The following is a 14,422-nucleotide window of genomic DNA, read 5'->3' as shown; positions in this document are numbered from 1 at the left end:
AAAACTGGCGTTATTTAATTAGTGTTACAATGTCAATAAATTGAGTTCGGGACAGCCCAAAATTTTAAACCACTTTGCTTTCAGAAATATCACGGGCGCTCGTTTGCATTTGGTCTTGCCAGGACTTAGCGTAAAGACCGCCCAGCGCTAGCAATTCATCGTGGTTTCCTGACTCTACAATCCGACCGGCTCGCATAACGTAAATGATGTCTGCCTGCATTGCTAAAGTGAAGCGGTGAGTAATGACAATGGCAGTACGCTCTTGTGCCAACTTACGGAATCTCCTCAGCCAATCGTGCTCGGCCCAAGGGTCCATAGCGCTGGTTGGTTCATCCAGAATAATAATTTGGGCTTTTCTAAAAAAAGATCGTGCAAGGGCAAGCCGTTGCCATTCTCCACCACTCAGATCGTTCCCACCAGGAAACCATTTCCCCAACATGGAATCATAACCTTGAGGTAGACGCATAATGGTTTCATGAACTCCGGCAGCTTCAGCAGAAGCCTCAATCTCAGCCATACTAGCAGTAGCAGATAAATCACCCAAGCCGATATTCTGGGCAGCAGTTACGTAGTAAGGAATTGGCATCTGAAACAAAACTGTAATTTGGCGTCGGAGTTCCTGAACTGAAAAATGCCGGATATCTTTTGTGTCTATTTCAACACTACCCGTCTCGGGGTCGTAAAAACGGCACAGGAGTTTGATCAGTGTGCTTTTACCAGCACCGTTATCCCCGACAATGGCAGCAATTTTGCCAGCCGGAATTGTCAGGTTAAAATTTTCTAGGATGGCGCGATCGCTACCTGGATAGCGGAAGCTAACCTGACGAAAACGAATTCCCCGTGTAAGTTTCTCAGGAACAGGCAGTGGCTGTGGTGGGTCTACAACTTTGGGTTGGATTTGCAAAAACTCGAATAGATCGCTGACAAATAAGCTATTTCTATAAATTTGCCCCAAGTTTCCCAGGGCAGACCTCATTAACCCCTGACCTTGATTAAAGGCTTGGTAAAAGAGGGCTAGGTCACCCAAAGTAATAATTCCCAGTAGGGCTTGGCGACCCATCCAGATAATAGCAGCACCAGAAATTAACAGAGTCAACAATCCAGCCGCAAGACGACCTAAATTCTGTTGTCTGACTAACTTCAAATTCTCATTACGCAATCTATAGCGCAAGCTACGGTAAGCTGACTGAAAAAAGTCTCCTAGGTTAAATAAGCGCATTTCAGCTGCCCAAGTACTTTCAGTCAGCAGTACTTCATAGTAGTCAAGCCAACGGCGATCGATAGTTGTTTGCCGCCACCAGCGATGATAGTCTTTATTAAGACGCAGTACAACGTATAGGGCTGGCAGGGTACTGAACAATAAAAAGAAGGGTAGCCAGACACCATAAGGGAGTAAAACTGCCGCCATCGTTAAAAGGGTAACGCTATTTTGCAGCAGGCTACCCGTGTTTTCTAATAAAGCAAGAGAACGACTGCCTGCACCGCTACGTGCCCGATTCAAGTGGTCGTGATACTCCGAGGACTCATAACAACCCAAATCGATAGCCATAGACTGGGAATGAACCAAACCACTAATGTAGTCTTGTACCAATTCTGACTGAGCTGTGCGAATCCATTCCCCAGCACTTTGTAGAAACTCTGCAAACAGCGACAAGCCTGCTATCAAGCTTGCTGGAATGAGAACGACTTGAATTGTTTCCCAGGAAATACCAGCACCGATAACAGCAACCAAGCTGTTCACAAATATCCGCGTTAAGTGGACTATTGCCGCAGGTAGCAATCCTTGAACCACTAGCAGAACCATCCAGGCTACAGTCCAGTGGCGAGATGCAGCCCAAACTAACACAAAAGTCTGGGGCAAATAAGATAGTTGACTTATAGCGCGGTTTAACTTGACAGCCAAGACTTTATTACCTTACAACGCAATTTTTTCAGGTAGATCGTGATACAAGTGCAGTTTGAGCAAGGTCTTCCTCTACAAGTTTCACGATATTGAGAAGTGCAGCTAAGGATTTTTGCCGTCTCAAACGAGAGACAGAAACCTTTTTGAGAAGTTCTGTACATTGAACTAGATGAGAACTCACAAAGCTTTGAGTTGTGAGTATATTAGTAGCCCGTGAGTGACGTATGAGTTCTACAAGCGCTTCTTGAGGTTGGAAATTTTCTATTTCATTTCGGGAGCATCCAACATTTTCCAGCACGTATATCTGCTTGAGTGGTACGGGTGTTTGCAGAAATCCTCGGTTCAGATGATTATTCCGTTTTGCTGCCCCAGTGTGAATTAAAGCTAATGATTTAAAGTCATAGCCAAAAGAGGCGGCAGAATCTGGTAACAATCTGACATAAGGGTAGCTGGGAAAGGTAATCGGATACTGGGCTTCGACTTGGACTGCCATTACGTCATCGGTAAGGAGTATGTATCCTTGGTTGTAGAAAGCATTAGCCAGGGTTGACTTCCCCCATCCTGATTGACCCAAAAATGCCACAGCCCTACCATCAATGACAACGCTACTGGCATGTAGAACCAGCAACCCGCGTTGTCGAAGCAGTACAGCAAAGAGTGGTCCTAAAATACAAGGGCGAAGAAGATCCTGTTCAATTCCTGGTGCTGCTTCGACAACAATCTTGGTTCCAAACTCTACTAAAAATCTACCTACTTGTGGGTTGTCTATAAACCCTAGCAACCGATTCTCTCCATCAGCTGCCTCAACCTCTAAATTGCTAATCTTGCGGAAGGAAATTATCACATCTGGTAGCTTTTTACTAACTTCTGGCATCGCCTCACAGGACACCAATTCAGGAAAAGGCAGTTCAGAGTGAATACAAAGATTGTATGCAAAGTAAGCAAACACTTCTAGATAACCTTTCGGTTGGAATAAATGGGGAATGATTTTACAGGAATGGCTGGTTGATAGCCATTCCTTAGAACGAAGGAAGGTAAACTCAGAGTCGCTTGGACGTTGAGCGCTAGTTTCAACAAGGTAGATTCTAGCTTTTCCTAAAGTCTACCTTGTTGAAATGTTAATAGTTTAGTCGAGTTTACACTTTGTACCTGGAGTTGGTGCTCCAGGTCGAATAATACAAGCGTCAAATGAACCCTGATCGGTTATGCCAGTTGGTTGACCATTTGCCCCAAACAAAAAGTCTGTTCTAGTAGATCCTCCGGTTAAAGCTGTAATTTCGCTGATACTGCCGTGGTTGAGTAGTTTTGGTGCTTCGTAAACCTTTTTCATGGCGTTTTTACTTCCTTTTGTTACCTGCGATTTTACGAGAGTGATGGTGAATATAACCATCTTCAATATCAAAACTCATAATGGAGCTCAGACCAAATTGCGATAGACAGTATAGGTAGTTTGAAATGCTAAAAACAATCTAAATGTAAGCTTTCTCAATCCCAAATCCATCTCATCTCATTTGGCTTCTACCGCTTTAGCTGAGCGTGATGCAGCCAAAGAGCAAACATCGCCACTTGCCAAAGGGATACGTCTATTAAGCTTTCAGGGGGCTTAATATCGCTTGTAGATATTAATTCTTTATAGATTTTATGTACGTCTTTTGTATTGACGTATTCAGTGATGCTGTTCAAATAATTTTGCATCACTTCGTCTAACACTTCTCGGTTAAGTACCAAAAGTCCGCAGACAAAACTGGCACTCATATCGCTTTTTCCACGACGCCATTGAACTTGCTCTGGTAAAACATTGTTCATAGCACGTCGCATCACAAGGCGAGACCACCCTTTGTTAAACTTTTGCTCGGGAGGTAGAGACAGGCAAAACTCTATCAACCGTTTATCCATATATGGGTGGCGGAGTTCTAAGGAAAAGGCTGCAGCATAATGGTCTGATACTTCTAGCCCATGGGTTAGCACACCTGCATTGAGACCATTCCAGTGTCTTTCTCGTTCAGTAAGGGGCTGGCTGGATTGAAAACCTGTTAGAGTCTGGATGCGTTTTTTCAGCGCTATTTGCTTGGCAAAGCTACGCCTAATAATCGAGTATTTACTATTGAGGGATTGCTTTTGCCCTCGTAACAGTCGCCAAGCTGACAGTACGGGCTGAGGTAACAAAGGTTTTAACCCGTGTTGTAGAAAAAGCTGTTGTCGTGAAATATTGAAGTGTCTCAACAGCTGATTGGCTTCTCTGGTGAAATCAACCCATCTCCAAGCCTTCGCTAGTTCTTCTAAAAATGTTAAACCGTGTTGTTGAAGATAATGGAACGGTGAAAGACCGAGTTTATAAACTTCGCCAACTTCTTGAGCAAACTCTGCCCACCGTCCTTTCCGCACCAACTCAGTTAAATAACCATCTCCGTGAGAGATTGTATTATCACCATCAAAGCCATCTAAGACAACCCGAATTCCCTCCTTATAAGCAGCACGGTTCAAATCCCACAGCAAAAAATGGGTAGGAGCAGGAATGGCATCATCGTAGTATTGGAAAATTTGCTCTAAGTTGGATAACGGACCCTGTCGATCGGCATGGACGTAATGGGGAATCATGCCACCTTGGTCGAGTACAACCTGAATGAAGGGGCGTTCATCGCATTCAGCAACTGTATTAAAGATACTTGAGAAAGTGTGCAACTGGCGACTGTTACTTTCTTGCATTAAGATCTGTCGTGCCATGCAGGTGACAGAAGAGGAGTCTAACCCACCACTCAGATGGGAACCAATTGGAAAGGCGCTACGCAGGCGACATCGCACCGCCTCGGCAAATATTTCACGCAATCTCTCAGCATATTCCTCGTCGGAACTCAACCGTAACTCCGTTGTAGGGTCAAGTGTCCAGTAAGAGTGAATGGACATTCCCCTAGCACTCAATGTCATATAGCTAGCTGGCGGGAGACGGAAGATGTCTTGATAAAAAGTATTGGATTTGTCTTGGAGTATCGATGCCAGATACTCGCCAACTTTTATCTCGTTAAGCCGACGCGGTACTTCTGTCAGGCAAAGGATTGCTTTAATTTCAGAACCAAAAGTGAAAATTCGACCAACTTGATAGTGATAGTAAAAGGGTTTCACGCCCATAGGATCTCGAGCGCAAAAGAGTACTTGATTTCGTCCATCCCAAATGACGAAGGCAAAGTCCCCTAAAAGATGTTTTGGACACTGTTGACCCCATTTTTCGTAAGCTGTTAATATCAATTCACTATCAGCGATCTTTTCAGGCAAACTGTTATCAAGCTCTAACTGAGAAATCAGTTCATCCCGGTTGTCAATTCGAGCATCAGCAGTTATTACCAAATCGCCTCTTTGGTTAACCAGTGGCAGTTTTTCTAATAGAGATTCTGGAGTCGTCCACAGCATCCGGTGTCCCAAACCTACAGACCCATCGACCCAAAAGTTTGCACCATCGGGACCGCGATGCGCTAAGGTATCAACCATTCGCGCTAACTTTTGGCGATCGACAGGATGACTCTCAAGGTAGTAAATACCCGTGATGCCGCTCATAGTTTGACTCCTTCCAGGGATGGCAGCGGCGTAAATCGGGAGAGGTCTATTAAGTTACCAATTGCAACTCGTCCCTGATACTCAATCCAAGCGTGAGCTTCCAGTTTTCCTCCTTCACCTTTGGCAACGCCTATACGAAGTTCAGAGGAGTAACCGTAACGGTTCATCAGGGCTTGGGCAGTCAAAGCACGCGCCAGACACTTAACACCAAATGGCATATACCTACTTGCTACGTTAACAGCCCAAACAATCTTGCCGACAGATACTAGGTTTGTAGGGTCGATCGGGATAAGGAATTTTGCACCATTAATCTTTTTCAGAATTTTAAGTAATATGCGAAATTCTAAGAGCCATAGCCCTATCCTCATTGACCCTAATAAAATTACGGCGATCGCTAAAAGATTGCGCTCTTCTCTAGAAAGTCTAAAAAAGCTACTCAGACGTATCATCCTTAACCTCAATTAGCCCTGCGACTTTCAAATCGTTCAATAATCCCAAGAGATCCAAAATACAAACTTCAGGTTTAACTTCGTACTCTTCTAAAAGTGTTTGTTGAATATCTTTCACAGCCTTGGGTTGCTGAATTAAATTCCAAACCAGTGCTCCCACTTGATTCAATCCGTGGTATGTTCCAGTCTTGAGGTTAAGAATCACTGCTTCGTCACCGAGAGCCGAAGAGATTTGCTCTCCAGTCGCTACCACCATAGAAGACTCTAAGATTTTACAGTCCAGTGATTTTGGTGCCATAATCTTGGGAATTTCCTTTCTGGATTCAATACTTTTTTCCTCTGAGCTTGTTGAGCTTTTTACAACAAACCTCTTTCTCGTAAATTTTTACAAAATTTTATCCATTAACAAATTATTTCCAATGCTTGCAATACTTATATGAAGCCATTGCTTTTTAGCTCCATAACGATTACCACAAACACCATCTATACAGCCAAGGCTGGGATGGTGGGTTTCTTTCTATGCATCTTCACATGGAAACGGTGCTAGCTATATTTTGCCTGGTAAATTGGTAGACTCTGCCTGAAACAGCAATCCCTATGTTTTAGATTTGGAGATGCTTTTTGAATTAATTCTCATTCTAGTACTAGCTAGGTAAATTATCTCACATTCTGAGTAAATTTATAAAAACAACATATTTATATTAAGGAAACGTAAAAATGTAATTGAGATTTAGGCAAATTATGTTTTCCTATCAAGGAGATTTAAAAAACCTTATAGAATATCTAGCTTTGTTAGGATTTCCCAGTCACAAAACTTTGATTGTTCGTTATTAAAGTTTCTCATAACTTCGTTCTTTGGTTTGCATTTAAGCTTCCTCGTGCTACGTACCAGTCATCTACAGCAACTCCTTGCATTTACAAGAAAGCAAGCACGCTAACCACTAACCACTATCAGCCCTAACACCAAGTTATGTTTACTCACACCAACTTACTTAACTTAGCTTGATTGTTAGTCAATCATAACTTTTTGAAGTAAAGCGATCCACATATCGGGTGGTTCAGAATAGTAATCAATAGCTTCAACCTGATATCGCTCGGAGTTAGAGCCGTCATGTAAAATGATGTAATCGCCTGGTTGAATACCTTTACCTTGCCCTGTCATGTAACCTTGCGTCAGGTTATCTGCTAACTCAAATACATAGTCACGACCGCAAACATACTTAGTATAATCATAAGTTTTATTCTTATGCCGTTTTAATTTATTTGAGAGAAAATTAGTTAGCGACAAAGCAATGGTATTGAAGTTAATGCCTGACCTGATAAAAGACATAAGTTTTTGAGAAAAAATAATGTTGATAATAAAGGTTAAACTTAAGTGAGTAGGTTGGTACAAGTAAAGTTAACGGGTTTTGGTCGTCCTTGGTCAAAAGTCATGAGTCATTTGTAAGGGTTGTAGCTATTTTTACAGCCCTTAACATAACTAATTTTCTTTCTGCCGACCTAATTAAAACATACCCTGATGACGAATTGACTTTAAACAACCCGCCATACTCGCTGACCGAAGACGCCATAACCAGTCTCAACGGGTGAATTTGGCTGTAGGCCCCAAATGTTTAAACCTACCTAAGTGAGTACCCAATAAACTGAGTTGTTAAAGTTTGCTAAAAAAATCTTTTGAACCTACTTGACACTACCCTAGGGCTCACTGCTATATTAAATAGTGTCAAGCAATGGGGCGTAGCCAAGTGGTAAGGCAGCGGGTTTTGGTCCCGCCATCCCTAGGTTCGAATCCTAGCGCCCCAGTATATTAGAGGGTAGGTTAGTCAACCTACCCTTAACTTTTTTGATATTCCCACTTGTTGTGAATTTTGTGGATGATGAAGACTTTAGCTGATAGTAAAGATTAGGAAAAGAAATCATGAGGACTGAGATTTATCCGGAAAATTACTGGTAAGCTAGAAAGTTTATTTGATCGATATAATTGGTGACAAAGTAGGACTTAACACGTACTCATTTTGGGGGATTGAGTGTAACTACGTATTTCAACAGTTCCTAGAGCCAAGCAACTACCGTGCTGAGCCTGTTTCAGCACTCACACCCTATGATTTTCATGGACGGAGCATATTTTATAGTGCGAGCGTGTTTGCGATATGGAATCTTTCATATTTTGTACTACAAGTAAGAATTCATTAACCAATTTTTCCTGTGTAATGCTACTGTATCTATAGAGTGCATCCCTCCAATACCATCAGCATTTCTTTCGGCGACTTCAGACAGGGTGACAAATTTATCGCTTGGCTTTTAATAATACTCAAGTAGTCTGACGATTATCAGAACTATGACGTTAGCTATTAGATTGGTTGATTTACCCGGTGTGTTGAACAATTTGGGAGTGAGATACAGTTAATCAATTGAGTAAATTTGATACAAGGTGTGACTGCGTATAACTAGAAGGTTTAAAATTTATCAAGCCTATGCTGAAGTCAGAACAATATTCTCATTCTTTGTCACAAACCTACACACGCCAATTCAATAATGAAGAAGAAGGTGGGTTGAATCTGGGTCAAGTAGGATCGACTCTTCGTCGTCGCGCATTATTGATTGCTGGTGTAACAGGCGTAGTGGCAACAGCCGCAGTGATGAAGGCAGAAACAGACCCTCCAGTGTATCAAGGCAAGTTTGAGATTTTAACCAAACCTGTTACTGGAGAGGGTCGGGCAATAGCCAATGTCCCCCAAACCCTAGGGGCTCAAGAAGGGATCGCACCTCCCGAACAAGTACAACAACCAGTTACAACCACGATTCAAGTTCTCAAGAGCCGTGGGATGTTAGATCCAGTTGTTAAAAAGCTTGAGGTTAAGTATAAAACTAAGTATCCAAAGTTGGATTACAAATTTATCTACAGCCTTCTAACAATAGAATCGAAACAGCAAAATATTTTAGAAGTCGAATTCACAAGCCCGGACGAAGAGTTAGTTCGGGATACTTTAACTTTACTAAAAGATAGTTATTTAAAGTATAGTTTGGAAGAACGGCAAAATGAAGTCAAGCAGGCAATTCAGTTTGTTGAAGAACAAAGAAAGCCTCTAGAGATTCGGGTTCAAGCATGGCAAGAAAAGCTGCGAATGCTGCGACAAAAAAATAACTTTGTCGATCCAACGCAGAAAGCTCAAGAAATTTCTACCCAAATTACTGCATTGACACAACAGCGAGTAGAAAATAAGGTACAGCTAGAACAAATGCTAGCTAGCTATCAAGACTTACAAAGGGAGTTAGCGCAACGACCTGGAGAGAGGGCTGGTAACTCCGTGTTGAGTGAAAATGTTCGCTATCAAAAGATATTAGACCAGCTTCAAACCGTGGAAGTTGAAATTAACAAAGAGGCAGCTAAGTATACGGATCAAAACCCAAGTATGCAGTTCTTACGGGAACAAAAAGCTAACTTGCTTCCGATGCTAACTGCAGAAGAAAACCGGGTAAGAAGAGATTATCAAAGCCGCATCCGCGCACTTCAAGCACGTGACCAATCTTTGGCGGAGAAAATTGATTCTTTCAATCAATACCTGAGAAGTTTAGCAACTATCAGCCGGGATCACGATAATATTCAGCGGCAATTAAAGATTGCTAATGAGGGTTTGACACAATTTATCAGTAAGCAACAAGCTTTGGAAATTGAGAAAGCTCAAACGCTACCATCATGGAAATTACTCGATCCCGAGTTACAAGAAGTGACAGATCCAGAGGCTGTCAAAGATAGTACCAAACGTAACTTAGCATTGGGAACGCTGTTAGGTTTGCTACTGGGTACAGGTGCAGCTTTAGTGGTAGATAAGCTCAGCAATGTCTTCTATTCTTCCAAAGACCTCAAAGAAGCTACTAGGTTGCCACTCTTAGGTGTCATTCCTTTAAGGAAAGAACTTGGAGCAATGGCTTGGCAAGAAGCAGCTGGAGAACTTCAACAAGCAGCTAGAGCCTCCTTTTTTGAAGTCTTTCGCTCTCTTTATACTAATATTCTTCTACTGGGTTCAGATACTCCCATACGTTCGTTAGTTATCAGTTCACCGGGACCAGAAGATGGAAAGACGACTGTTGCAATACACTTAGCCCTTGCAGCTGCAGCAATGGGTCATCGAGTCTTACTGGTGGATTCCAATTTACGTTTTCCCATCATACACAGTCGTGTGGGGTTGATGAATATTCAAGGGCTCACCGATATCATTGCACAAGATTTAGACTGGAACAATGTGATCGAGCGATCGCCCCTCGAAGATAACCTGTTTGTCCTCAGTGCTGGTCCGACTCCCCCTGACTCAATCAGGCTGTTAGCATCTCGAAAAATGCAGGATTTAATGAACGAGCTGCAAGCCACTTTTGATTTAGTAATTTATGATACTCCACCTCTACTGGGTTTTGCAGATGCTAACTTGCTAGCAGCCAACACCAATGGTCTTGTACTGGTTGCTGGATTGGGCAAGCTCAAACGTACAATGTTCCAGCAAGCACTAGAGGAACTCCAAGTATCCGGCACACCGATTTTAGGGGTGGTAGCTAACAAATCTAAGGATGTCACCACAACTTCTTACAGCTACTATCAACAGTATTACAAGAGCATGAGCGTTGAACGAATTGACGATGACGAAGAGTTAGACTCCATCAGTTCCCAGTCAAGATCTTCTGTAAAAGATACGAAACGGTCTTAGCTCAATTCGGGCAGAAGTAGTAATGTAGGGTGGGCAGTGCCCACCAATTGAACAACTGCCCACCCCACCTATGTTGCCAAAATCAAGTAGGATTTTTATAGTCAGCGTATGAAACAGGCAAGATTCCTACCCCATAACAACTGTATTAGAAGCAATAGCAATCACTTGTCTGGTGACTTCAAAGCGCGATCTAAAATTTGTCGAGCTTCTTCTGCTTTTGCTCGTGCATCTTGATAACGTAGATTAGCTTGGGCATAATTCTTCAAAACTTTAAAACCTTCCTTGAGACGAGTAATCTCCTCCTCAGTGACGGTTTTATCTGAGAATAAGACATCAACTGCTTTACGAACCTCCAGTGCTTCAGTGCGTGACTCCTGTACTTTGAGTTTGAGAGTTGCTAAATTGCTCAAAACTTGAACAGCTTGTGAAATGGCGTCCTCATCATTTGTGGTGTCACTTGGTGTTTCTTTCACCTCAATCAATTGTTGCGGACCAAATCCATCTTCTAATTCTGTGGGTAACTTCCCATCATCCATCAGTTTCATCAACTGATCCATTGCTTTCTCACGGGCTTTTGCTGAATCTTTTCCAGGAACGCTAAGAACGATTTCTGGGCTTTGGGCAAGAGTGTACTGAACCATAGTAATTAGGCAGAAAATTTGCTATTTAACCAAGCCAAGGGTAATAATTTTAACGCGAAATAGGCTACAAAACCACAAAAATATGCACATTGCAAAATTCACTAATGGTTAACTTTGTACTGAAAAATTTTCTGAAGCGCTTCCCCGCTAATCCCAACGCTATTGTTAGGATAAACTGATTGGGTATTTATTTCAAGATGTCAGGGTATGCCACAGAAAATAGCAGCTTTGAAGTTTGTGATTCTACTTAGTTTTGTGAGTTTGTGCGCCGATGCAACTTATGAAGGGGCACGTAGCATCACAGGGGCATACCTTGGATTTTTAGGAGCAAGCGGAACTGTAGTGGGTTTAGTAGCTGGTTTCGGAGATCTGACGATTAGTTAATCGGTTATGGATGAGCTTGGTTCATAGGTAGTGCCTTAATGGGGATTTTGTACGATTTGTCAATGATTTCACCTGTTTCCGCAAGGAGCCAATCACGGATGACCAAGTTCTGATACCGTAAGCTCGAAATTCCATTAGCTACCAGTAGAGCGGTAATGTCGCTCTCCTATTTTCCAAAGCTGAAGAGCAACGAAAAGAAAGAAAATACCTGCGATAGGAGAGAGGAAACAGAGCGACAAAGGCATTGAAACAGTATCTTCTTTTCCCAGTACGGCAACGAGAGGAAAATAGTTCACGCAGGCAAGCGGTACAAAGAAAGTGAAGAACCGCTGAAACCACTTGCTATAAATTCCAAAAGGGTACTGAGCTGTTTCAACTCCTCCATAGGTAAGGATATTCATCATTTCGAGGGATTCAATTGTCCAGAATGTAAGTGTTGCCTGCATAATGACGATACCGACAAACAGTGCAACCTCACCAGTAAATGATGTACCCAAAAGCCACAATGTTTTAAGATTAAAAGGAATGTGGAGAGTTGACAGCGACCAGCCGATAACAATGATTCCTTGAGAAAATCGGCCTATTCTTTTCAATGTAAATTCTGTACCCAAAAGTTGAAGTACTGTGGTGCGTGGACGAAGGAGTAAACGGTCAAAATCTCCGCTCTTAATTATCCTATCAAACGTATCAAAACCCCGTCCAAGTGCATCAGCAAAGGCAAAAGAAATATTGACCATTCCATAAAAGAGAGCGACTTCAGAAAGATTCCATGTACCAATACTATTAAAACGAGTAAAAAGTGCCCAAATTCCGAAAAATTCAATTCCAGTGTTTAGAAATTGCCCTAAAACTTGCAGCAAGAAAGACACTTTATACTGCATCTGGGATTTGAAAGATACAGAAATGTATCGGAAGTAAAGAAAAAAAGCATTCACAGTTATCCCCCTTGAATGACCAGCTTTTTTATACCACGGTTGACAAGCACACGCCCAAGAAGAACAATAATCAATATCCAAACAACTTGATGAAGCAACACGTACAGCAGCGCATTTGGTTGGAGATGACCGGTAAATAGGCGAAAAGGTTGGTCTACAAGTCCAGAGAAGGGCAATGCGTTTAACAGAGGCTTAATCCACTCAGGAAAAAGTGGTAAGGGAACAAGCATACCAGAAAAAATGGTAACAAGAGCGGGGAGGGCACTATTAACTCCTTCGCCAGACAGCGTCCACATCATCGATACAGTAAGAAGCGTCGTCAATGCAGAGGATAGAAGTATTGCACCAATCAAGGAGAGAAAAAAGGCAACGAGGGAAGCAAATGAGGGTGGAAATGAAAGCGACCATTTAGAAAGTCCGATTGAGGGAAGAAGAAAAGTTGTGACGCAAATCAGAGGAACAGCACGAAGTATAAGGGGTGCTGTGCGAAACGCCAGAGCACGAGTAAACCAGAAAGTATAGAGGTCAGTGGGTCGGAGCAAGTCATATCCTACCGCCCCAGAACGGATTAAATTTTGAACCTCGCGATCGCCTCCCCAAGGAACGATCGCTATCAAAAACGCTTGTCCCAACCACACATATGCCACAGCTTGATGAAAAGTCATAGGTTGAGCAGAGGTTGCATGGGTGAAAAATGCCTCTAAAACCATGACTTTCACAAAGCCCCAAAAAAACTGCGTTGCAATCCCTGCCAAAGCTGCAGCACGGTATTGTAGTAGGAGTGAAAATCTTGCAACAAAAAGAGACCAATAAGCTATCATATCAAACTACCTCAGACTTTGCATAAAGTTCAGCAACTATCTCCTCAATCGGTGGGTTTTCCACAAACAGGTCTTCTACTTCGTGATTTGAGGTAACTTTGCTAATTAAAGATGCAGCAGAAATTTTGATTGGATCGAAGGCAAGAGTTACAGTGCGACCCTCCTGTGAGACAGTACGCACGCCATCCTCCTCAAAAAAGAACTCATCGTTTTTGAGGTCTATTCTTAAGTACCGACGAGAGGAAACTTGAGAACGAAGCGTTGCAAGAGAACCATCACAAAGGATTTCACCGCCACCGATAAGAATGACACGTTCGCACAATGCTTCGATATCATCCATATCGTGGGTAGTCAGGATAGTAGTCACTTTATGGCTTTGATTAAGAGCTTTGATAAATTTTCTGACAGCCAGTTTTGAAACCGCATCAAGTCCTATTGTGGGTTCATCAAGAAAAAGAATATCAGGTTTATGAAGCATTGCTGCAGCGAAATCACATCGCATTCTTTGACCCAGGCTTAATTGCCTGACAGGGGTAGAGAGAAAGCTTGAGAGGTCAAGAAGCTCAATCATCTCTTCCCGTGTTTTTTGATACTCAGATTGCGGAACGCGATAAATATCCCGAAGCAAATCAAAAGACTCAATTACCGGGAGATCCCACCATAGTTGCGTTCGTTGACCAAACACCACTCCAATACGACTAACGTGCTGGATTCTATCTTTCCAGGGTGTCCGTCCTTCAATAATGCATTTTCCACTTGTAGGTACTAAGATACCACTGAGAATTTTAATGGTAGTCGATTTACCAGCCCCATTTGGACCAATGTAGCCTACAATCTCTCCCTGTTCTATTGAGAACGAAATCCCTTTCAATGCATGGACTTCTCTGGTTTTTCGTTGCACAAGTCCTCTAATTGAGCCAAAAAACCCAGAGGCATGCTCAGACACAAAGAAAGTTTTCTTGAGGTTCTCGACAACAATTTGAGACATATACTGGTATTGTATAGTTAATTAGGAAAATCAGACGGACTTTAATACATAA

At 42.4% G+C, this 14,422-nt stretch carries 12 protein-coding genes, 1 tRNA gene and 1 pseudogene; 3 read left to right on the top strand and 11 right to left on the bottom strand.

What is annotated here, in order from left to right; genetic code table 11:
- Positions 1-64 precede the first annotated feature (64 nt).
- The 7 genes from ACYRY3_RS44520 to ACYRY3_RS44490 all read right to left on the bottom strand — a co-directional run bounded on the left by ACYRY3_RS44520 (position 65) and on the right by ACYRY3_RS44490 (position 7,231).
- Positions 65-1,903: an ABC transporter ATP-binding protein gene (locus ACYRY3_RS44520; protein WP_460208249.1), complete on the bottom strand. Its 1,839-nt coding sequence runs from the start codon at positions 1,901-1,903 to the stop codon at positions 65-67.
- A 28-nt stretch (positions 1,904-1,931) separates the two neighbouring features.
- A complete protein-coding gene (locus ACYRY3_RS44515; protein WP_460208248.1) occupies positions 1,932-2,852 on the bottom strand; it encodes a serine kinase in 921 nt (306 codons plus the stop codon).
- 177 nt (positions 2,853-3,029) lie between these two features.
- Positions 3,030-3,233 carry a lasso peptide gene (locus tag ACYRY3_RS44510; protein ID WP_460208247.1) on the bottom strand — a complete coding sequence of 68 codons (204 nt, stop codon included), beginning with the start codon at positions 3,231-3,233 and terminating at the stop codon, positions 3,030-3,032.
- Between the two features lie 188 nt (positions 3,234-3,421).
- Positions 3,422-5,452: a lasso peptide isopeptide bond-forming cyclase gene (locus tag ACYRY3_RS44505; RefSeq protein ID WP_460208246.1), complete on the bottom strand. Its 2,031-nt coding sequence runs from the start codon at positions 5,450-5,452 to the stop codon at positions 3,422-3,424.
- Positions 5,449-5,901 (bottom strand): lasso peptide biosynthesis B2 protein, encoded by a 453-nt coding sequence (locus tag ACYRY3_RS44500; RefSeq protein WP_460208245.1) that lies wholly within the window; start codon positions 5,899-5,901, stop codon positions 5,449-5,451. The genes ACYRY3_RS44505 and ACYRY3_RS44500 overlap by 4 nt, the downstream gene beginning before the upstream one ends.
- On the bottom strand, positions 5,885-6,199 hold the full coding sequence (locus ACYRY3_RS44495; protein ID WP_460208244.1) for a PqqD family protein: 315 nt from the start codon (positions 6,197-6,199) through the stop codon (positions 5,885-5,887). The genes ACYRY3_RS44500 and ACYRY3_RS44495 overlap by 17 nt, the downstream gene beginning before the upstream one ends.
- A gap of 711 nt (positions 6,200-6,910) precedes the next feature.
- On the bottom strand, positions 6,911-7,231 hold the full coding sequence (locus ACYRY3_RS44490) for a hypothetical protein (RefSeq protein WP_460208243.1): 321 nt from the start codon (positions 7,229-7,231) through the stop codon (positions 6,911-6,913).
- A gap of 401 nt (positions 7,232-7,632) precedes the next feature.
- On the opposite strand from ACYRY3_RS44490, the gene ACYRY3_RS44485 reads away from it, so the two are divergent.
- Positions 7,633-7,704 (top strand) — tRNA-Gln (locus ACYRY3_RS44485).
- 671 nt (positions 7,705-8,375) lie between these two features.
- On the top strand, positions 8,376-10,601 hold the full coding sequence (locus tag ACYRY3_RS44480; protein WP_460208242.1) for a GumC family protein: 2,226 nt from the start codon (positions 8,376-8,378) through the stop codon (positions 10,599-10,601).
- Positions 10,602-10,762: 161 nt separating this feature from the next.
- Here ACYRY3_RS44480 and ACYRY3_RS44475 read toward each other — a convergent pair whose 3' ends face one another.
- Positions 10,763-11,242 (bottom strand): hypothetical protein, encoded by a 480-nt coding sequence (locus ACYRY3_RS44475; protein WP_460208241.1) that lies wholly within the window; start codon positions 11,240-11,242, stop codon positions 10,763-10,765.
- Positions 11,243-11,449: 207 nt separating this feature from the next.
- Between ACYRY3_RS44475 and ACYRY3_RS44470 the strand changes: the two are divergent.
- A pseudogene (locus ACYRY3_RS44470) lies at positions 11,450-11,614 on the top strand (MFS transporter); the annotation flags it as partial.
- Positions 11,615-11,760: 146 nt separating this feature from the next.
- Here ACYRY3_RS44470 and ACYRY3_RS44465 read toward each other — a convergent pair.
- From ACYRY3_RS44465 to ACYRY3_RS44455, 3 genes are read right to left on the bottom strand one after another with little or no spacing between them, the layout of a single operon-like run.
- On the bottom strand, positions 11,761-12,561 hold the full coding sequence (locus ACYRY3_RS44465; protein WP_460208240.1) for an ABC transporter permease: 801 nt from the start codon (positions 12,559-12,561) through the stop codon (positions 11,761-11,763).
- A gap of 2 nt (positions 12,562-12,563) precedes the next feature.
- Positions 12,564-13,382: an ABC transporter permease gene (locus tag ACYRY3_RS44460; RefSeq protein ID WP_460208239.1), complete on the bottom strand. Its 819-nt coding sequence runs from the start codon at positions 13,380-13,382 to the stop codon at positions 12,564-12,566.
- 1 nt (position 13,383) lies between these two features.
- Positions 13,384-14,370, bottom strand: coding sequence for an ABC transporter ATP-binding protein (locus ACYRY3_RS44455; protein ID WP_460208238.1), 987 nt, complete (start codon positions 14,368-14,370; stop codon positions 13,384-13,386).
- Positions 14,371-14,422 lie beyond the last annotated feature (52 nt).

Source organism: Scytonema sp. NUACC21, assembly GCF_054684315.1.
This window is presented reverse-complemented; position numbering and strand designations above follow the sequence as displayed.

Excerpts from the sequence above, each read along its gene's own strand:
- ACYRY3_RS44510 (WP_460208247.1), bottom strand. The coding sequence starts at position 3,233 with ATGAAAAAGGTTTACGAAGCACCAAAACTACTCAACCACGGCAGTATC.
- ACYRY3_RS44505 (WP_460208246.1), bottom strand. The coding sequence starts at position 5,452 with ATGAGCGGCATCACGGGTATTTACTACCTTGAGAGTCATCCTGTCGAT.
- ACYRY3_RS44500 (WP_460208245.1), bottom strand. The coding sequence starts at position 5,901 with ATGATACGTCTGAGTAGCTTTTTTAGACTTTCTAGAGAAGAGCGCAAT.
- ACYRY3_RS44495 (WP_460208244.1), bottom strand. The coding sequence starts at position 6,199 with ATGGCACCAAAATCACTGGACTGTAAAATCTTAGAGTCTTCTATGGTG.
- ACYRY3_RS44490 (WP_460208243.1), bottom strand. The coding sequence starts at position 7,231 with ATGTCTTTTATCAGGTCAGGCATTAACTTCAATACCATTGCTTTGTCG.
- ACYRY3_RS44480 (WP_460208242.1), top strand. The coding sequence starts at position 8,376 with ATGCTGAAGTCAGAACAATATTCTCATTCTTTGTCACAAACCTACACA.
- ACYRY3_RS44475 (WP_460208241.1), bottom strand. The coding sequence starts at position 11,242 with ATGGTTCAGTACACTCTTGCCCAAAGCCCAGAAATCGTTCTTAGCGTT.
- ACYRY3_RS44460 (WP_460208239.1), bottom strand. The coding sequence starts at position 13,382 with ATGATAGCTTATTGGTCTCTTTTTGTTGCAAGATTTTCACTCCTACTA.
- ACYRY3_RS44455 (WP_460208238.1), bottom strand. The coding sequence starts at position 14,370 with ATGTCTCAAATTGTTGTCGAGAACCTCAAGAAAACTTTCTTTGTGTCT.